This window comes from Sulfurospirillum multivorans DSM 12446 (genome assembly GCF_000568815.1).
GTDB classification, from domain to species: domain Bacteria; phylum Campylobacterota; class Campylobacteria; order Campylobacterales; family Sulfurospirillaceae; genus Sulfurospirillum; species Sulfurospirillum multivorans.
In genome coordinates this window covers 1,825,889-1,844,311 of the sequence record NZ_CP007201.1, presented here as the reverse complement: position 1 = coordinate 1,844,311, position 18,423 = coordinate 1,825,889, and the positions used below count along the sequence as shown (strand labels likewise).

Here is an 18,423-nt window from a genome sequence, read left to right as displayed (position 1 = left end):
TGAACCCTTTTTCTGTTATTTCTTCTTAAGAGGGCAACTCTTCTCAGTTTGAAATTCAAATTTTGCTTTATGGGGAAACATCAGTACGAATCCCAATAATGAGACAATAGTAAGATTCATCAATGTTGCAAAATCCAATGTTACCAAAAATACAATGACGCCTAAAATCGCTATAACATTAAAAATAGCGATATGTACGAACATAATGGACGCATAGCGTATTCTATAGAAATTAAATTCATCGTCTTTATTTTTAAATTTTTGCTCGCTTGCGGCTTGAAGCAGTTTTTTATAGGAAGATTTAGCGTGAACATCGCCACCTACAAAGATAATCGCTGCAAAGAGATAAAGTGCTGCATGAATGCTCATACCACTAAAGAGAGTGGTTTGTAAAATTTCTACGGTATAGGGTGATGTGTAGGTTTGCGTTACGACAAGCATGTAACCGATAAAAAGATATACCACCAAGCTTGCCGCGATGATAAACCATCTCACCATCAGCGCATTTAAACTTTTTTGTGATTCGTCCGAAAGGGTATTTTGCATAGGTTTCCTTGAAATAAAATGGGTTAAATTTAACTAAAAAAAGCGAGGGCTCGTTCTAAATCCTCAGGCGTGTCGATGCCAAAACTTTGACTTTGCACTTCCACCATCGCAATTTTATATCCGTGGTAGATGGCACGTAGCTGTTCTAATTTTTCGATATGCTCGATAGGCGCGTAGGGAAGGGCACAAAACGTCTCAAGTGCATTTTTGCGAAATGCGTAAATGCCTAAGTGTCCAAAATAGCCCTCAAATCCACCTTCACGGTCATACGGAATGGCGCTTCTTGAAAAATAAATGGCATTATCATGTGTGTCTAAAATGACTTTAACAAGGTTTGGATCTTTTACATGTAAGAGATCAATTTTCTTGCATGCACTGGTGATCATCGCCTCTGTCTTTTGGGCGCGTTCAATCACACTTTTTACCACCGCTTCTTCGATGAATGGCTCATCAGCTTGCACGTTGATAATGATCTCATCCTCAGGAAGACTTAGTTTTGAAGCGGCTTCATTGATGCGATCCGTCCCACTTTGATGATTTTGAGACGTTAAAATGGCTTTAAAACCATGCTTTTGAGCGAGTGTTACGACTTCTTCTGTGTCGGCTGCGATAGCAACATCATCCAGATTTTGCACACGTTTTGCCGTGGCAATGACCATGGGAAGACCGTGAATATCGGCTAAGATTTTACCAGGAAAACGCGTGGACGCAAGGCGTGCTGGGATAATAATCACTGGCATTCCTTTTTACATGTAAGGTTTAAAAAATCAAAAATCTCCGCTTCGATGCTTTCTTTTTCAACGATTTTATTGTGGATGACAGGCTCGTTAAACAGTGTGCTAATGCACTCTGGAATCTTTACATGTAACGCTTTGCTGATGCCCTCAAGTGCCTCTTTATCGCTGTATTTGACGCTATTTTGTTGGATGGCATTGAACATCGTTGGTGCAAATTTTGTCCATTCTGCGGTGGAACAAAGCACACACGGAAGTGGCTTGGCTTTGAGCTCTTTGTAGGCTTTAAGACACGTTGCTGTATGTGGGTCCATGATGTAGCCTTGATCGGCGTAATGCTTGATTTGCTCTTTTCCAAAGGCGTCATCGGAGTAAACGGCTTCAAAATCTTCTTGTAGCTGTGCAAGCTCTTCTTTGCTTAGCGTATAAAATTTATTCTCTTTAAGCGAATCCATCAGCTCTTTGGTTCGCGCTGCGCCAAATTTGTCAAACAAAACACGCTCGACATTGGATGAAATTAAAATATCCATCGCAGGGGAGGTTGTTTGAAGCAGACTTCGGTTGCGAAGATCGTACACACCTGTCGTGATAAGATCGGTGAGGATGTTGTTAATGTTAGAAGCGATCAGAATTTTTTCAATCGGAAGACCCATCTTTTTCGCGTAATACGCTCCTAAAGCGTTACCAAAATTGCCACTAGGGATGATCGTGTAAAAAGGCTTGCCAAGTTCGACTTTGTCTTTTTTCAGCAACGCAACATAGGCATAAATATGGTAGATGATTTGGAAAATGATGCGTCCAAAATTGACCGAATTGGCGGCGCTGAGTTTAATCTCTTTCGCATTCAGCGTTTCTTTAAAGCTAGGAGATGCGAGCAGGCTTTTGAGCGCATTTTGAGCATCGTCAAAATTTCCGTGAATACCAATGATTTTTAGATTGGGGCTTTTTTGCGTCGTCATTTGAAGACGTTGTACATCGCTCGTTCCACCATCAGGGTAAAGACAGACGACTTTGATGTTAGGTTTATTGGCAAAGGTATCAAGTGTGGCAGGCCCTGTGTCGCCACTGGTTGCCGCCAAAATGAGGTACTGCTCATTGAGCTTTTGTGCAAGGTGAGAGAGAATGTAGCCAAAAGGTTGCAATGCCATATCTTTAAAGGCGCGTGTTGGGCCATGATAGAGCTCGTTGACAAACAAATCCTCTTCAATTTGAGACAGTGGAGTAGGCTCACTCGCATCATCAAACGTATCATACAATGCGACTGCTTTTTGCATGACTTCTTCTTCAATGTCAATGTTAAAGAGTCTTAAAATGTCCAGCGTGATCTCTTTGTAGCTTTTTTTTGAAGCTTTTTCTAAAAAGGTTGTGTCGATTTTAGGTAAATTCTCTGGCACATACAGTCCGCCAAAGCTTGCGCTTGGATTTAAGATAGCAAATGAAAAGGGAACTTTATTAGGTCTTTGCCCGTCATTACCTCTGGTTTCTATAAACATACAATTTCCTTCTTTATTCTTTAATGATCGTGCCAATACCATCTTTGGTAAAAAGCTCTAGTAAAATGGAGTGTTGCACTCTTCCATCAATGATGTGCGCGCATTCAACCCCACCACGAATGGTTTCTAAGCAAGCGTCTAGTTTTGGGATCATGCCACCACTAATGGTGCCATCTTTTTTAAGCGCTTTGATTTTTGTTTTATCGAGGCTTGAAATGAGATGTCCTTCTTTATCCAGTACACCGGGAGTGTCTGTTAGAAAGATGATTTTTTTGGCTTTCATTGCCACTGCAATTTTACTTGCAGCAAGATCTGCGTTGATGTTATAGCCTGGATGATCTACATCATCACCTGCTGCAATGGGGGCAATAACTGGGATGAATTTTTCACGAATAAGGTGTTTGAGCACTTTTTTATCGATTTTGGTGATGTCACCCACAAGTCCGTATTTGCCATCGTCCATCGGTTTTGCGTGGATAAAATTGGCATCTTTACCGGTAATCCCAATCGCTTTTGCACCATGATGATTCAAAAGCGTGGTGATTTCTTTGTTGATGCTTCCACTAAGCACCATCTCAACGACTTCCATCACTTGATCATCCGTTACGCGTAAGCCATCCACAAAGGTACTTTTGACTTCGAGTTTGTCTAAGAGTGCATTGATCTTTTTGCCACCGCCATGGACGATGATCGGCTTAATGCCAACAAGATAGAGCAGAACAATATCTTTTGCAAACTGCTCTTTGAGCTCTGGGTTGATTTGTGCGGCGCCACCGTATTTGATTACAATGGTTTTTTTATTGAAAAGTTTAATGTACGGCAGGGCGTCCATCAAGATTTGTGCTTGGTGTATTTTATGTTGCACAGCAAATCCTTGCGTAAAGGTTAATCCTTTATTTTAGCGTTTAGGAGCTAAAAGTGTGTTGATTTTTGCGAGTGTTTCGGGGAAGATTTCGATTTCAAGTTTGAGAATGGAGAGCGGAATATCGAACGTTGCCATTTTGACAGCATCTTTTTGAGTGGTTAAAATGGTTGTGGCGTTGTGTTCAAGAAGTAAGGTCTCAAGCTCTTTTTCAGTGTACATGTAATGATCTTCAAAGCTAATTTTTCCAATGACATTCTCTGGAAGGTACGCATCTAAACGACTGGGTTTGGAGATAGCCGTGATTAAAAGCATGCGCTTGCTTGCGTTTAACACTTCGACATGGCGCACAAAGTCATTGCCTTCAGAGACAATCAGATCGGCAAATTTGTAAAGAAACCGTGGTTCGCGATATGGTCCACTGGGTATGCAAAAGCTGTTACGTGGCTCAGGATTTGGTTTAAGGAGAATGTCGATCTTTGAGATATAACTTTTTGAAAAGCCATCATCTAAAAAGATAATTTTTGCGCCTCTTTTTTTGGCAAAGCGAATCGCCTCGACACGGTCTTCACTCACGATGACTGTCGCGTCAGGGAGAGATTTTGCATACAGCATCGCTTCATCCCCACTTGCCATTGCATCGCACATAATTTGACCGTGATCGGAGACCAAAATAAGTCCATGCGATTTTCGTCCATAACCTCGAAGAATAATAGCTACACGATTACGATTTTTAGCCAAAGCTATGCAAAACGGTGTTTTGCCATTGCCACCGACAGTGAGATTGCCAATGCTGACAATCGGGATGGTAAAAAAGAGTTTTCGTTTACGGCAGAAGAAGCGTTTGCCCAGAACAACGGCGCAATACACGGCACTAAGTGGGAGTAAAAGGTACGATAAAAGTCGTTGAAAAAAAGAGGTAGGGTAGAAGAGATAGGCTTCTACCCAGAGAACAAAACGTGAGCGGTTAAACACGGTTCTTAGCAATCTCTTTAATCTGTTCACAAATATGAAGCACATCTTTATCACTCAGACTTGAGTAGATGGGGAGTGATAAAATTTGTTGGTAATTGCTCAACGCTTTCGGAAAGTCATTGACACGTAAGGTGTATTTGTGTTTGTAGTAGCTTAAAAGGTGCAATGGAATGTAATGAAGCCCTGTGTAAATACCGCGCTCTTTAAGCTCTTTGGCAAAGTTATCTCGGTTTTTGTCAATTTTGATAATGTACTGTGCATAAACGTGATCGCGTTTTTTAATCGGAGTGCTTACATGGGGGCACGAAGCGAGTTCGCGGTTATAAATGTCTGCAATTTCCATTCGACGTTCAATAAAGCTCTCATTTTTTTCCAGTTGACCAATGGCATAAGCTGCATTAAGCTCATTAAGGTCGTATTTAAGACCAATATCAACCACATCATACACATATCCAAGGTTACCAAATTTATCCCAACCTTCGCCCACAAGTGCGTGGTTACGAAGTAAGCGTGCACGCTCGGAGAGTTCAGGATCTTTGGTGGTCATCATTCCTGCACTGGAGACGGAGTTATTAGATTGCGGATTGAAACGAAAGACCGTGATGTCTGCATCCAATGAACCAATTTTTTTACCATTGTAAGTAGCCCCAAGTGCGGCTGTCGCATCTTCGATAATTTTAATATCGTAGATTTTAGCCAACTCATAAATACGCGCCATGTCCGCAGGTTGACCTGCAATGTGGCTGATAAATGCCCCTTTGAGCTTTTTGGCTTTGTTGTTTTTCAAAACACTCTCAAGTTGGTCAATATCGATGTTAAAATCATCTTTGTCAATGTCTACAAAGATAGGCTCAGCATCAAAATGGCGCACAACCTCGGCAACGGATGGAAACGCATTGACGGAGCAGATGATTTTATCACCGCGTTTAAGATCCAGAGCGCACATTGCAAGGTGCATTGCCGCTGTTCCGTTTACGGTGGAGATAGCGTCACCGCATCCTGTGTATTTTATAAACTCTTTTTCAAGTGTTTCAACTTTGTTCGCTTTTTCTAAATCTAAAACTTCATTGATGAGGCTCTTTTCACGTTGATCGATAAATGGTTTATAAAACGGTATTTCTCTCATGTTTATCCTTTATTTTACCGCTGTCAAATCAGCAATGGTTGGAAGTTTTCCTTTAAAAAGATTACTTGCGATGCGCTCTAGTGCCATTTCAACAAGCTCTTTCTCAAAACCAGAGGCAAGGAGGGCTTTTTTGTCTTTTCCCTCTTCAATGTGTGCGTACAGCACTTTATCAATCTGGGCATAACTAAATCCGAACTCGCCCTCATCACTTTGCTCTTCCCAAAGATCTGCGGAAGGTGCTTTGGTGAGGATAGAACTTGGAACACCAAGATAGGCTGCAAATTCAAAAATTTCGGTTTTATAGAGTCCGCCAATAGGGTTGATCGCACACGCTAGATCGCCAAAAATGGTGCCGTATCCGAGCAAAATTTCACTTTTATTGCCCGTACCTAATACAAGCGCATTTTCACGTGCTGAAATATCATAAAGAACCGACATACGCATGCGTGCACTAAAATTACCAATGCGAAGTTTTGAAGCATCTTTTTTATCGTGAAAGTAGGTATCTACGAGGGGACCAACAGGAATTTTCTCGACCTTGATGCCAAATTTTTGGCAAAGCTCGCTCGCATGCTCTAAACTTGCACGACTTGAAGTCGACGCAGGAAGCATGATTCCTAATAAATTATCCTGAAAAGCTTTATGGGCAAGAATAGCAACAACAGCCGAATCTACGCCGCCGCTGATACCCAAAACCACTTTAGAAAAACCAGCTTTTTGCACCTCATCTTGAAGGAACTTAATTAAAAAATTTTCAATGGTTTGGTATTTGTTCATCATGGTAACCTTATAAGCAATTTGAGCAACATTCCAATTATACTAAACTTAAAATTAATGCAATCTTTTAAGCTTCCAAAGCAAAATAAGATGAGTTGTGTTAGAATTGAAAAAACAATCAAAAGAAGTGAATGATGCAGATCAAAAGTAGAGCGTGTGGCGCTTATGGAACCAATTGTTACATCGTTACACTTGACGGTAAAGAGATTATTATTGATCCTGGAATGGAAGCGGCTGAATGGGTGTTAGCTCAGGTATCGAATCCTATTGCCATTTTAAACACGCACGGTCATTTTGATCATGTTTGGAGCAATGCAGCACTGGTAAAAGCGCTTCATATTCCTCTTTATGCCCCGATTGATGACTGTTTTATGTTAGAGAGTGATCCTTTTATTCAAGGCACACCCGCAAGTTACGCCGATGTCAAAGTTGTGGGTGATCAACGCTTTGACCTTGAAGGCATAGCGGTGCAATTTTTGCATTTTCCAGGACACACACCTGGTTGCAGTGCTATTTTAATCGACAATACACTGTTTAGCGGAGATTTTATCTTTAAAAATTCGATTGGTCGGTATGATTTTCCCTATAGCAGCAGTGAACAAATGCGTCAAAGTTTGGAAAAATTCCTACAAATCGATGCAGATTGGGAGATTTTTCCAGGACATGGAGCCAGTACCACACTTAAAGTGGAGCAAAAAAATGTACCGTATTGGTTTAGTTTTTTAGGCTAAATCTTTGGGGTTGAAACTGGCTTGTAACTCATCAATTTTTGTTTGAAGGATATGTCTCTCAAGTAAAACAGCTTGAAAGAGACCTTCAAACACTTTGATTTCATTGATCATGCCAATCACTTTGATCTCGCGTTTACGTGCATCTTCAAAACGCCCTTTGGCTTCAAATGTGATTAGATCCCCCACTTTGGCAGGAGCAAAAAACTTTGAACGACAGCCAATAACAACGACATTGGGTTCATTCACAGCGGCAACGGCTGCATATTCTGCTGAACCAAAGAGAAATCCACTGTGAATCAGCCCAAACTCATCAACGCTCATATCATGTGTGGTTTGTAAAACAACTTTAGAACTGTTTTTTGACATGGCTACAAGATTGCCAACGAGAGTACTTTTAATTTTGAGATGGGTTTTAAGATCGTCATTTAAAAAATTGGCAGAATCAAGAGACGTGTCATCCAACAGTTCTAAGTCATCTTCAAAATTGGTGGTGTTGTCGATCATATCTTTGACTAATCCCGCGTTATTCTTTGCCATAAAGCATCCTTGCTGTTGTTATAAAACATTCATTTTATTCTTTAGATGTGAGCAAATCGACTGATTTAACGTTTTGCTTTAATATAGACCCTTTGAGGTGCAGGGTAGCCTTCTATCGTCAAATCAGGATGAAGTGGGTCAAGAAAATGCTCCAAACTTTCACCGTAAATCCACTCGGTTTTACGCTGTTCAGAAGCGTCGGTTTTTTTGATCTCTAGGACGTCAATGTCCCTAAATTTTGCGCGTTCCAACCAATTTGTCAAGGCTGGAATGGTTGGCACAAAATAGACATTGGGAATTTTAGAGTAGGTTTTAGAAGGACAAAGTGCCACAGGGGTATCTCCATCTATCATAAACGTATCTAAAATGAGCTCTCCATCAGGATTGAGACCTTGGTAGAGCGCTTTAAGGGTTTGAATTGGGTCGCTTCGGTGGTAGAGAACGCCCAAACAAAAGAGGGTATCAAATTTATGTTCATACAAAGGCAGATGCTCGACACCTAACATTTCGTAGACAATATCACTTTTGAGAAAATGGTTGATAAAATCAAACTGCGTTTTATACAAAGCGGAAGGGTCAAACCCAACCAGTTTTTTAGGTTTGTGTGAAAGCATACGAAAGAGATAATAGCCGTTGTTACAGCCGATGTCTCCAACGATTTTGCCTTCTAGATTAAAATAGGGCTCTAAGAGATTGTACTTGATAAAGCTTTGCCATTCGGTGTCTATAAAGGTATCAAACAGCTCAAAAGGACCTTTGCGCCAAGGACGAAGGGCAAGGGCGCATTCTTGGATCTTTTCTTTGTCAGAATCGTTTACATGTAAAGCATCCAGATGAATGCTATTGCCCAAAGTTGTGGTGATGTTTTCAATCTCAGGAAGAGAGGCGAGGGCTTCTCTCATCGGTGCAATATCTTTCCATTCTAGCCACGCTAGTCGCTCTTGGCGAATTTTATTTAAAGGCATACAGGCTTATTCAAATAGGCTTTTGGTGGCATTAACACTCTTGTCGACGCCTTTTGAAACGCCATCAGTTACGGTTTTGTATTCGACCAAATTTTCATCGCACTCTTTATGATAGATGCCCATACCATCGTAGTATTCTTTACAACCGTTGTAGTAGCGATTTGAGACACCTCGATCGTTAAAATAGAGACAACCTTGTAAAAGAAGTGCAGTGAGAAGGATTAATATTGTTTTCATGGGTTGTATAATAGCATTTCATTTATTAAATTTTCAAGGGTTTTAATGGAGCAAATAGTAGAACATTTTAGATCAATTACCGCCATTCCTCGGTGCAGCTATCATACCACTCAGATGAAAGAGACGATTAAAGCGTTCGCTCAAACGCATGATTTTTTAGTGCTCGAAGATGCGGTTGGCAATATCTTATGCCAAAAAGGTACTCCCAAAGTCTGTTTGCAAGCGCATTACGACATGGTTTGCATTGGCAATACTCAAAACATAGAAATTGTGATAGAAAAGGGGATCATACGAGCCAAAAACTCTACGCTTGGTGCCGATAATGGCATGGGTATGGCGATCATGTTTTGGGCGATGGAACATAATGAAAATCTTGAATGCCTTTTTACCGTCGATGAAGAGGTGGGGCTCATTGGTGCGATGCAGTTTAGCCTGCCTTTAAAATCTGCATGCCTACTCAATTTGGATGCTGAAGAAGAGGGTGAAATTTACATTGGGTGCGCTGGTGGCGTGGATGTCATTGCCTCTTTGAGCCTTCCGTATGAACCTTTGGGAGATTTTGCATATGTGTATGAGATTCACGCGTTTGATTTTTTAGGCGGTCATTCGGGTGTGGATATTGATAAAAAAATCCCTTCTGCTATTAAAGCGCTTGGGTATGAACTTTTAAACCAAGATGTTGTTTTGATCGCGTTAGAAGGCGGTGAGAGACGCAATGCCATTCCTAAGAGTGCAACGGCGATTGTGGCGTCCAAAACACCTTTACATGTAAACGATTTACGTTTACATGTAAAGCCATTAGAGCGAGGAAATTATACGCATTTTATTGCAGCGTCCAATGCTATCATTAAAGCGCTTAGCGCCTTTGCACAAGGGGTTCGTGAGTGGGATAGGGTGCTTGATATTCCTTCGATGAGCATCAATCTGGGAGTGATTTCCAATAGCAATGGCATGCTACAACTGGACTGCGCAGCTAGAGCGATGGATGATGAAAATTTGGCTATACTAGCAGGAGAAACAGAGGCGTTTTTTAAAGCACTTGGCTTTGAAGTAGCGCAAGAAGGTTGGCATGGTGCATGGAAGCCCGAAGTCACACCGTTTGCGCTTCGTGTTCAAGAAGCGATGCAGAGCATTTATGCACATGCTCCGTTTAAAGCGATTCATGCAGGGCTTGAGTGTGGGGAGTTAATTGCACGACAACCTCGAAAAATCGAAGCGGTCTCGATAGGACCTACCATTCGTTATCCGCATTCTCTTCGAGAAGAGTGCGATTTAAATTCTGTTCACAACACGGCTTCCATCGTTCAAAAAATTATAAATACCTATAAGGATTAAATCATGGCACTGGTACACTCTGCTTTACTAAAGCTTGGCAAAACACTCGAGCATTTTGAACTTGAAGATCCGAATGGAAAACGTTTTAAGAGTCAAGAACTGTTTGGAAAAGGTGGTTTTATGATCGCCGTGATGTGCAATCATTGTCCGTATTCCAACGCTATTTGGAAGAGATTGATCACGGTGGCTGAATTTGCGAAAAAATTAGACATTGGCACTGTGGCGATCAATCCCAATATTCACCCTAATTACCCTGAAGATTCGCCTTCACACATGCTCGATAAAATCGCTGAGATGAACATCGACTTTCCGTATCTTATCGATGAAAACCAAGATGTCGCCAAAAGCTTGGGAGCGGTCTGTACGCCTGACCTTTTCTTATTTGATGGTGACGCAAAGCTCTATTATCATGGACGGTTGGATGATAACTGGCAAGATGCGCGCAGTGTCAAAGAAGAAGAACTCAGAGAAGCGGTGATGATGCTCTTTAGCAAACAAGATGCCCCAAAAGTGCAACACCCTTCGCAAGGTTGTTCCATTAAATGGATCGACACCGTTACGGGGTAATTTAGACCTTAAACGTTTGCGTTGTTTTACAATAGGCGTTTAAAAAACACGCTTCACACATGGGATGGACGGCTTTACAGGTGTATCTGCCAAAAAGCACCATCGCTTGGTGAAGGGTGTGCAGATCATTTTTAAAAATCTTCGTCAACTCTTCTTCGGTTTTAATCGCTGTTTTAGCGCTTGAGAGTCCCAAACGGTGTGATACACGAAAAACATGGGTGTCAACTGCCATTAAATTGGCATTGGCGTATTCGATCATGACAACATGGGCTGTTTTTTGCCCCACACCTGCCAGTCCCATCAGTTTTTGCTCATCTAAGGGAATTTCACCATCATAGAGTTCGACCACTTTTTGAGCCATTTTAAGAAGATTGACCGCTTTATTGTTAAAAAATGAGCACGAGTTGATGAATGATTTGATCTCATCAAGATCAGCAATGGAAAGCGCTTTAGCATCAGGATAGCGCTCAAATAGTGCAGGAGTGATGAGATTGACCCGTTTATCGGTGCATTGGGCTGAGAGCATCACAGAGACTAAGAGCTCGTACAAAGAGGTGTATTTAAGTTCGGTAACAGCGCTTTCATAGTGTTCTAAAAAAAGAGCTTTAATGGCGGCAATCTCTTTTTGGGTGGCTTTTTTCATTTCATTCTCATCTGTTTTTGAAAAATTATACCGACAATCCTTAAAATTAACATTTCATTTAAGAAATAGTAATAAGATTTGGGGTACAATACGCGTATTAATTTATCAAAGGATATTAGTGAAAAAAGTTATTCTAAGCAGTATTGCTGCGGCAGTATTAAGTGTAAGTTTAAATGCAACCGTTTATGCAACTGTTAACGGCGAAGATGTGAACGATCAAGACATTGCCGTGCTTATGCGTGCAATGCAAGGTGCAAAGTTTGAAGAACTTCCTGCTGATGCAAAGCAAAAAATTGTTGAGCAAGCAGTCGAGCGTAAACTTTTAACCACAGAAGCAACCAAAAGTGGTGTTGAAAAAGAGAAAGATTATGCTGCGGCGCTTAAACGTATCAAAGCAGACCTTGCTCTTGAAGTTTGGATGAAAAAAATCTACGATGGCGTTAAAGTGGATGCAAAAGATGTGAAAGATTATTATGACAAAAACGCTGACAAATTTATGCAACCTGCAACGGTTAAAGCACGCCATGTACTTGTAAAAACGGAGCAAGAAGCAAAAGACGTCATTAAAGAATTGGACGGTCTTAGTGGTCAAAAACTCAATGACAAATTTGTTGAGCTTGCAACGACTAAATCAACAGGTCCAAGTGGTCAAGGTGGCGGTGAACTTGGTTGGTTCGCAGCAAATCAAATGGTAAAACCTTTCTCAGATGCAGCATTTGCACTTAAAAAAGGTGAAATCACTAAAACGCCTGTTCAAACACAATTCGGTTTCCATGTTATTTTAGTGGAAGATACCAAAGCAGCTGAAAAAGCAACGTTTGACGTGGTTAAAGCGCAAATTGAAAATGGCTTAAAAATGGAAAAATTCCGTATTCTAGTAGCCGATAAAGCTAAAACACTCAGAAAAAATGCAAAAGTAACGATCAAGTAATTCCAGATTAATCCAAAGGTAGTGTATGGTAAATGCGAAAATTTTTGATTTTGTAAAACCGGGTGTTATTACAGGAAGTGATCTGCAGAAGGTTTTTGCGATTGCAAAAGCAAACCAATTTGCCATTCCTGCTGTTAATGTTGTGGGAACAAATTCGATCAATGCTGTTTTAGAGGCAGCCAAAACGGCAAATTCTCCTGTGATTGTTCAGTTTTCTAACGGTGGAGCTGAGTTTTACGCAGGAAAAGGTGTCAATGGACTCAAAGCGGGCGTACTTGGCGCCATCAGTGGTGCTTTACATGTACATACATTGGCTGAAGCGTACGGGGTTGCGGTGATTTTACATACCGATCATGCAGCGCGCAAACTGCTTCCATGGATCGATGAGCTTCTCAGTGCAAGTGAGATGCATTTTGCAAAAACGAACAAGCCACTTTACAGTTCGCACATGTTAGATCTTTCCGAAGAGCCATTAGAGCAAAACGTGCAAACCTGTGTTTCGTACCTCAAACGCATGAGCAAAATGGGGATGACCTTGGAGATTGAGCTTGGGTGTACGGGTGGTGAAGAAGATGGCGTGGATAACACCCACATGGACAATGCAGCCCTTTACACACAGCCACAAGATGTCGCGTATGCGTACGAAGAGCTTTTGAAAATCAGCCCTAATTTTACGATTGCAGCCTCTTTTGGTAATGTTCATGGGGTTTACAAGCCAGGTAATGTCAATTTAACGCCAAAAATCTTAGATAATTCTCAAAAGTACATTGAGGAAAAATTTAAAACCGATGCCAAACCTGTCAATTTTGTATTTCACGGTGGAAGCGGAAGCGAACTTTGTGACATTCGTGAAGCGGTTGGTTATGGCGTCATCAAGATGAACATCGATACCGACACCCAATGGGCATTTTGGGAAGGAACAAAGGGATATGTTGAAAAATATGCACCGTATCTTCAAGGGCAAATTGGTAACCCTGAAGGTGATGATAAACCCAATAAAAAATACTATGATCCACGCAAATGGCTTCGCCCCGGTGAAGAGAGCGTTAAAAATCGTCTTTTAAAAGCCTTTGAAGACCTTAATTGCTTAAACCGTTGCTAATCCAAAGAAGCCCTAAAATAGGGCTTCTTTGGCTTTACATGTAAATGTTTTTTCCTCCTTCTCCTTTTGAAAAACAAACCTTCCAAAACCAACTTTTTTACCTTAAACGCGATGATCTGATAGACAAAGATTTCTCAGGCAATAAAGCCCGAAAATTTCACTTCTTTTTAACGCACGATTTTCCTCACATCACTCGTGTCGTAAGTTCAGGTTCCAACCAATCCAATGCGATGTATTCACTCTCCGTTTTAGCGCGCCTCAAAGGGTGGGAGTTTATTTATGTTTGCGATCATATTCCACGTTTTTTGAAAGACAATCCTATGGGAAATTACAAAGCAGCACTCGAAAATGGCATGAAGATCGTTGAATCGCTGACGCGTGAGGACGAAGTTTTAAACTGGTTTGATGCAAAGAGTTTACATGTAAACGAAGGTGGTAGGCAAAAAGAGGCGGAAGAGGGCATAAAGATTTTAGCGAACGAGCTTTTAGTCGATATTCAAACGCATTCCATTCCCAATCCTTATCTCTTCTTACCCTCAGGAACGGGCACAACGGCACTCTTTTTGCAAAAGCATCTTCCCTTTCCGGTCTTTACATGTAACACGGTTGGCAATAGTGCGTATTTGCAAAAGCAGTGGAAGATGGTTGAACCTGAATTAGCGTCTTTGCCTACTATTTTGGAAAGTACAAAAAAGTATCATTACGGAAAATTGTACATAGAATTATATGTATTATGGCAATATTTAAAGGATGAAATGGGCGTAGAGTTTGATTTGGTGTATGATCCTGTGGGCTGGAGCGTTTTATTGGAACATTTTTCATCACTTAACGGAACGCCCATTTATCTCCATCAAGGAGGAGTTTTGGGCAATACTTCTATGATTCAAAGGTATGCGCGTAAGGCAAATATGCTATAATAAAGCACTTATAAAGAGGATAAATCATGTTACTTTTAAAAACCAATGAAGCAAATTTTCAAGTCCAATTCGATGAACTTCTCCGTCGTGGGAATATGGATATGGAAAATGTCTCCAAAATTGTGGGAGGGATCCTTTCTGAGATTAAAGCCGAGGGCAATAGCGCCTTAAAAAATCACATTGAAAAATTCGATAAATGGCATGTTGGAAGTGATGAAGCGCTTGAAGTTAAAACTGAAGAGATGAAAAAAGCCTATGATGTGTTGGATGTCAAACTAAAATCAGCGTTAGAATTGGCGTATAAACGCATTTACGCGTACCATGAAAAATTGATGCCAAAATCTTGGCTTGATTTTGAAGACAATGGCACGGTTTTAGGTCAAAAAGTAACCCCAGTCGACCGTGCAGGGCTTTACATTCCTGGCGGTAAAGCGGCGTATCCAAGCAGTTTGTTGATGAACGCGATTCCAGCACGTGTTGCGGGAGTCAAAGAGATTGTCGTCTGTACTCCCGCGCCTCATAATGAACTCAATCCATTACTGCTTGCGGCGATGCACCTCTGTGGCATCACTAAGGCATTTAAAGTTGGCGGAGCGAGTGCGATTGGTGCGATGGCGTATGGTACGCAGAGCATCCCAAAAGTGGATGTCATCACGGGACCAGGTAACATTTTCGTTGCGACGGCTAAAAAACTGGTTTTTGGTGACGTTAACATCGATATGATCGCAGGCCCTAGTGAAATTGGCGTTTTAGCTGACACGAGTGCCGATCCGCATCTTTTAGCGATTGATCTGCTCTCCCAAGCGGAGCACGATGAGATGGCAAGTTCCATTTTGATTACCCCTTCTTTAGAGATTGCGGAGAAAACACGTACCGAAGTGTATGCGTGGCTTGAGACCTTAGATCGCAAATCGATTGCCGAAGTTTCCATCAAAGAGCGAGGAGCGATTATTGTGACCTCTTCGATGGATGAAGCGGTGGATTTGATGAATCAAATCGCTCCTGAACATTTAGAAATCGTCACATCACACCCGTTTGATCTTTTGCCTAAAATTCGTCATGCGGGTGCTATTTTTATGGGCGCATACACGCCTGAGCCGATTGGCGATTATATCGCTGGACCAAACCACACGCTTCCAACGGGTGGCACGGCAAAATTTTACTCACCGTTGGGTGTTGAGAACTTCTTGAAGCGCTCCTCCATCATTAGCATGAGCAAGCAGGGCATTGATGAGATCGGTGAAGCGTGCGCACTTCTGGCACATACCGAAGGGCTTGGTGCGCATGAAGCGAGTGTGCGCGTTCGCCTCTCTTCCAAATGAATATTATCATCTTTGGCGCTGGCGGAGTAGGGAGCTACTTCGCCGCCAAATTATTAGAAGCAGGGCATGAGGTTTTGCTGGTTGCGCGAGGTGATCATTTAGACGCTTTGCAGACCAATGGGCTTGTCCTCTCGCATCCAACGCTTCACTTCTCTCATCCTGTAAAAGCGTTAGATATGGAAGCGCTTTCGCACCTTGATCCACACCATTACGATGTGATTTTACTGCTGACAAAATCCACCGCAACACGCGAAGCCGCCGCTTCTTTGGCGCAGTGGCTTAAACGACAGATCATACCTCCTTACATTGTTTCTTTGCAAAATGGCGTTGAAAATGAGGCGATTTTATGCGACTATTTCGCGGAAGAGTTTGTCATAGGCGGTTTAACCCGTAAAATTGGTGCGCACGTTGTAGCTCCCGGATGCGTGAATGCGGTGGGGTCTGCTGAGACCATTTTAGGGATGATGCGCACAACCTCTGAGAATGAGACTTTTTTAGAAACGTTGGCAAAAACGTTTAATGAAGCGGGTATCCCGACGCAAACGACGTATGATATTGAGCAAGAACTTTGGAAAAAGCTTATCATTAACAACGGTGTGAATGCCTTGTGCGCGCTTTTGGGCGTCAAAACAGGCGTTTTATTTGATCACACGAAGCTCTCGTCCATCGTGCAAGGATTAATGCAGGAAACTGCCGCCGCGGCACGTGCTTTACATGTAAAGATTACGGAGGCCGATGTGGAAGCGATGTTTGAACTCATAAAGCATTTTGATTCGATTAAACCTTCGATGCTGGTGGATTTGGAGCAGAATCGAAGCATAGAGATCGAGGAGATTTGTGGTGTCGTCATTCGCGCATTGCATCAAATCGGTGTGGATGCACCGTATACGAAAACGATTTCGACGTTACTTGAATTTAAATTAGGAGAAAAACAGTGAAAGCAAAAATTGGCATTTTAACCGTGTCTGATCGTGCGAGTGCAGGTGTGTATGAAGACCTCTCTGGCAAAGCCATTATTGCGACATTAAGCGAGTATTTAAGCTCTGAGTGGGAGAGTGTTTACGAAGTGATTCCTGATGAGCAGAGTCTCATTGAAGAGGCACTCAAAGATATGGCGGATGAGCAAGGATGTTGTCTAATTGTCACGACAGGAGGCACGGGACCTGCGCTTCGAGATGTGACGCCTGAAGCCACGGAAGCGGTGTGTGAGAAGATGATGCCAGGGTTTGGAGAGCTTATGCGTCAAGTCAGCCTCAAATACGTTCCAACGGCGATTTTATCGCGTCAAACGGCAGGCATTCGAGGACGTAGTTTGATTATTAACCTTCCAGGAAAGCCAAAATCCATTCGTGAATGTTTAGACGCAGTCTTCCCAGCCGTTCCTTACTGCATCGATCTTTTAGAGGGACCTTTTCTTACATGTAACGAAGCAGTGATCAAACCTTTTCGCCCCAAAGCGTAAGCAACGAGGCAAAAAGAAGAGGGCTTTTACCTTCACATGTAAAACGGTAAAAGCCCTTAAACTCTCTTATTTTTCGAGTTGTTTCAAATACCCGTATTCACCCATAAGTGTCCATGGTCGCACTTTGGTTAAGTAAGCACGTTGTGACTCCAAAATCTCTTTAAACACAGGATCTTTAGCGGCTTGTTCATCTTCAATCTCGTGTGCAGCCTTTTTCAGTGCGGCCATGACATCGGAGGGAAATTGTTGAACTTTAACATTTGGATACTCTTTGGCAATATTCGCCCAAGCTTCTGCATTAGCGTGTGTTGCTTGCTCCATTAACTGACTTCCCACTGAACGAATAGCCACTTCCAAGATCGCTCTTAAATCAGCAGGCAACGCTTCGATTTTCTTTTTATTGGCAAGCATTTGGATCTCACTTGCAGGTTCTTGCCATCCTGTATAGTAGTAATTGGCGAGTTTATGAAAGCCCATGGAGAAGTCAAATACAGGGCTGATCCACTCAACCGCGTCAATGGTATTGCGTTCAAGTGCGGTATACAGCTCTCCTGGAGGGGTGCTCATCGCATTTACTCCCAGTTTTGCCATCACTTCACCACCTTGTCCTGGGATGCGGAATTTTAAGCCTTTAAGGTCTGCCAATGATTTGATCTCTTTTTTAAACCATCCACCCATTTGCATTCCTGTTGTTCCCATCGGATAAGAGATAAGCCCATGTGCGCTGTACACTTTTTCCGCCAACTCTTTGCCACCACCATGGTTATACCACGCATATTGTTCACTGATCAGCATACCAAAGGGAACCGTGGTAAAGAAGACCAATTTATAGTCTTTTCCTTTGTAGTAGTACGAAGCAGTGTAAGCAAGATCGTATTGACCCGCTTTGACCATGTCCATAACACCAAAAGGGGATTTGTGTTTGTTGGGTGAATCAATCTTGATTTTTAAACGCCCATTGGACATCGTCTCAACGGTTTGTGCCAGTGTTGCAGGCGCTGTTCCTAAAAAAGGTACTTGCTCTGCCCATGTAGTGGCAAGCCTTAGAGTGTAAACTTTGTCATCATTGGCTGCGTGTGCAAATGACATAACGCTTACCATCACACTCATTAGGGTTACAATAAAACGCATTCTTTCTCCTTTTTCCTTGTTATGATTTGT

21 protein-coding genes are annotated in these 18,423 nt (G+C 42.0%); 9 read left to right on the top strand and 12 right to left on the bottom strand.

Going from position 1 to position 18,423, the window contains the following annotated elements:
- Nucleotides 1-15: 15 nt before the first annotated feature.
- The 7 genes from SMUL_RS09625 to SMUL_RS09595 form a co-directional block, all read right to left on the bottom strand.
- On the bottom strand, nt 16-546 hold the full coding sequence (locus SMUL_RS09625; protein ID WP_025345061.1) for a hypothetical protein: 531 nt from the start codon (nt 544-546) through the stop codon (nt 16-18).
- Between the two features lie 29 nt (nt 547-575).
- A complete protein-coding gene (gene kdsB, locus SMUL_RS09620) occupies nt 576-1,280 on the bottom strand; it encodes a 3-deoxy-manno-octulosonate cytidylyltransferase (protein WP_025345060.1) in 705 nt (234 codons plus the stop codon).
- On the bottom strand, nt 1,277-2,773 hold the full coding sequence (gene thrC, locus SMUL_RS09615) for a threonine synthase (RefSeq protein WP_025345059.1): 1,497 nt from the start codon (nt 2,771-2,773) through the stop codon (nt 1,277-1,279). Before thrC ends, kdsB begins: the two co-directional genes overlap by 4 nt.
- A gap of 13 nt (nt 2,774-2,786) precedes the next feature.
- Nucleotides 2,787-3,605, bottom strand: coding sequence for an acetylglutamate kinase (argB, locus tag SMUL_RS09610; protein ID WP_223809817.1), 819 nt, complete (start codon nt 3,603-3,605; stop codon nt 2,787-2,789).
- Between the two features lie 66 nt (nt 3,606-3,671).
- Complete coding sequence (locus SMUL_RS09605; RefSeq protein ID WP_025345057.1) at nt 3,672-4,610, bottom strand: tetraacyldisaccharide 4'-kinase; 939 nt, start codon at nt 4,608-4,610, stop codon at nt 3,672-3,674.
- Complete coding sequence (locus SMUL_RS09600; RefSeq protein WP_025345056.1) at nt 4,603-5,736, bottom strand: DegT/DnrJ/EryC1/StrS family aminotransferase; 1,134 nt, start codon at nt 5,734-5,736, stop codon at nt 4,603-4,605. Before SMUL_RS09600 ends, SMUL_RS09605 begins: the two co-directional genes overlap by 8 nt.
- 9 nt (nt 5,737-5,745) lie before the next feature.
- Complete coding sequence (locus SMUL_RS09595) at nt 5,746-6,513, bottom strand: NAD+ synthase (RefSeq protein WP_025345055.1); 768 nt, start codon at nt 6,511-6,513, stop codon at nt 5,746-5,748.
- Nucleotides 6,514-6,647: 134 nt separating this feature from the next.
- Between SMUL_RS09595 and SMUL_RS09590 the strand changes: the two genes are divergently transcribed.
- Complete coding sequence (locus SMUL_RS09590; RefSeq protein WP_025345054.1) at nt 6,648-7,244, top strand: MBL fold metallo-hydrolase; 597 nt, start codon at nt 6,648-6,650, stop codon at nt 7,242-7,244.
- On the opposite strand, the gene SMUL_RS09585 is transcribed toward SMUL_RS09590, so the two are convergent.
- The 3 genes from SMUL_RS09585 to SMUL_RS09575 all read right to left on the bottom strand — a co-directional run bounded on the left by SMUL_RS09585 (nt 7,236) and on the right by SMUL_RS09575 (nt 8,983).
- Nucleotides 7,236-7,781 carry a PaaI family thioesterase gene (locus tag SMUL_RS09585; protein ID WP_051492691.1) on the bottom strand — a complete coding sequence of 182 codons (546 nt, stop codon included), beginning with the start codon at nt 7,779-7,781 and terminating at the stop codon, nt 7,236-7,238. The genes SMUL_RS09590 and SMUL_RS09585 overlap by 9 nt on opposite strands.
- A gap of 65 nt (nt 7,782-7,846) precedes the next feature.
- Nucleotides 7,847-8,746: a tRNA 5-methoxyuridine(34)/uridine 5-oxyacetic acid(34) synthase CmoB gene (gene cmoB, locus SMUL_RS09580; RefSeq protein WP_025345052.1), complete on the bottom strand. Its 900-nt coding sequence runs from the start codon at nt 8,744-8,746 to the stop codon at nt 7,847-7,849.
- Between the two features lie 6 nt (nt 8,747-8,752).
- Nucleotides 8,753-8,983 carry a hypothetical protein gene (locus SMUL_RS09575; protein WP_025345051.1) on the bottom strand — a complete coding sequence of 77 codons (231 nt, stop codon included), beginning with the start codon at nt 8,981-8,983 and terminating at the stop codon, nt 8,753-8,755.
- A 45-nt stretch (nt 8,984-9,028) separates the two neighbouring features.
- Between SMUL_RS09575 and SMUL_RS09570 the strand changes: the two genes are divergently transcribed.
- The gene (locus tag SMUL_RS09570) at nt 9,029-10,318 is read left to right on the top strand and encodes a M20/M25/M40 family metallo-hydrolase (RefSeq protein WP_025345050.1); all 1,290 of its coding nucleotides are present in this window, start codon (nt 9,029-9,031) and stop codon (nt 10,316-10,318) included.
- A gap of 3 nt (nt 10,319-10,321) precedes the next feature.
- Nucleotides 10,322-10,885 carry a thioredoxin family protein gene (locus SMUL_RS09565; protein ID WP_025345049.1) on the top strand — a complete coding sequence of 188 codons (564 nt, stop codon included), beginning with the start codon at nt 10,322-10,324 and terminating at the stop codon, nt 10,883-10,885.
- A 1-nt stretch (nt 10,886) separates the two neighbouring features.
- Here the strand turns inward: SMUL_RS09565 and nth are convergent, their stop codons facing one another.
- Entirely contained in the window at nt 10,887-11,528 is a 642-nt protein-coding gene (nth, locus tag SMUL_RS09560) for an endonuclease III (protein WP_025345048.1), read from the bottom strand.
- Between the two features lie 118 nt (nt 11,529-11,646).
- On the opposite strand from nth, the gene SMUL_RS09555 reads away from it, so the two are divergent.
- The 6 genes from SMUL_RS09555 to mog are packed head-to-tail and all read left to right on the top strand — an operon-like array spanning nt 11,647 to nt 17,262.
- Entirely contained in the window at nt 11,647-12,459 is an 813-nt protein-coding gene (locus tag SMUL_RS09555; protein WP_025345047.1) for a peptidylprolyl isomerase, read from the top strand.
- A 25-nt stretch (nt 12,460-12,484) separates the two neighbouring features.
- The gene (gene fbaA / locus SMUL_RS09550) at nt 12,485-13,561 is read left to right on the top strand and encodes a class II fructose-bisphosphate aldolase (protein WP_025345046.1); all 1,077 of its coding nucleotides are present in this window, start codon (nt 12,485-12,487) and stop codon (nt 13,559-13,561) included.
- A 44-nt stretch (nt 13,562-13,605) separates the two neighbouring features.
- Nucleotides 13,606-14,478 (top strand): 1-aminocyclopropane-1-carboxylate deaminase, encoded by an 873-nt coding sequence (locus SMUL_RS09545; protein ID WP_025345045.1) that lies wholly within the window; start codon nt 13,606-13,608, stop codon nt 14,476-14,478.
- Between the two features lie 26 nt (nt 14,479-14,504).
- A complete protein-coding gene (gene hisD, locus SMUL_RS09540; protein WP_025345044.1) occupies nt 14,505-15,800 on the top strand; it encodes a histidinol dehydrogenase in 1,296 nt (431 codons plus the stop codon).
- Complete coding sequence (locus tag SMUL_RS09535; RefSeq protein WP_025345043.1) at nt 15,797-16,738, top strand: ketopantoate reductase family protein; 942 nt, start codon at nt 15,797-15,799, stop codon at nt 16,736-16,738. Before hisD ends, SMUL_RS09535 begins: the two co-directional genes overlap by 4 nt.
- A complete protein-coding gene (mog, locus tag SMUL_RS09530) occupies nt 16,735-17,262 on the top strand; it encodes a molybdopterin adenylyltransferase (protein WP_025345042.1) in 528 nt (175 codons plus the stop codon). The genes SMUL_RS09535 and mog overlap by 4 nt, the downstream gene beginning before the upstream one ends.
- A gap of 66 nt (nt 17,263-17,328) precedes the next feature.
- Here mog and SMUL_RS09525 read toward each other — a convergent pair whose 3' ends face one another.
- Nucleotides 17,329-18,393, bottom strand: coding sequence for a TRAP transporter substrate-binding protein (locus SMUL_RS09525; RefSeq protein WP_025345041.1), 1,065 nt, complete (start codon nt 18,391-18,393; stop codon nt 17,329-17,331).
- Between the last annotated feature and the right edge of the window lie 30 nt (nt 18,394-18,423).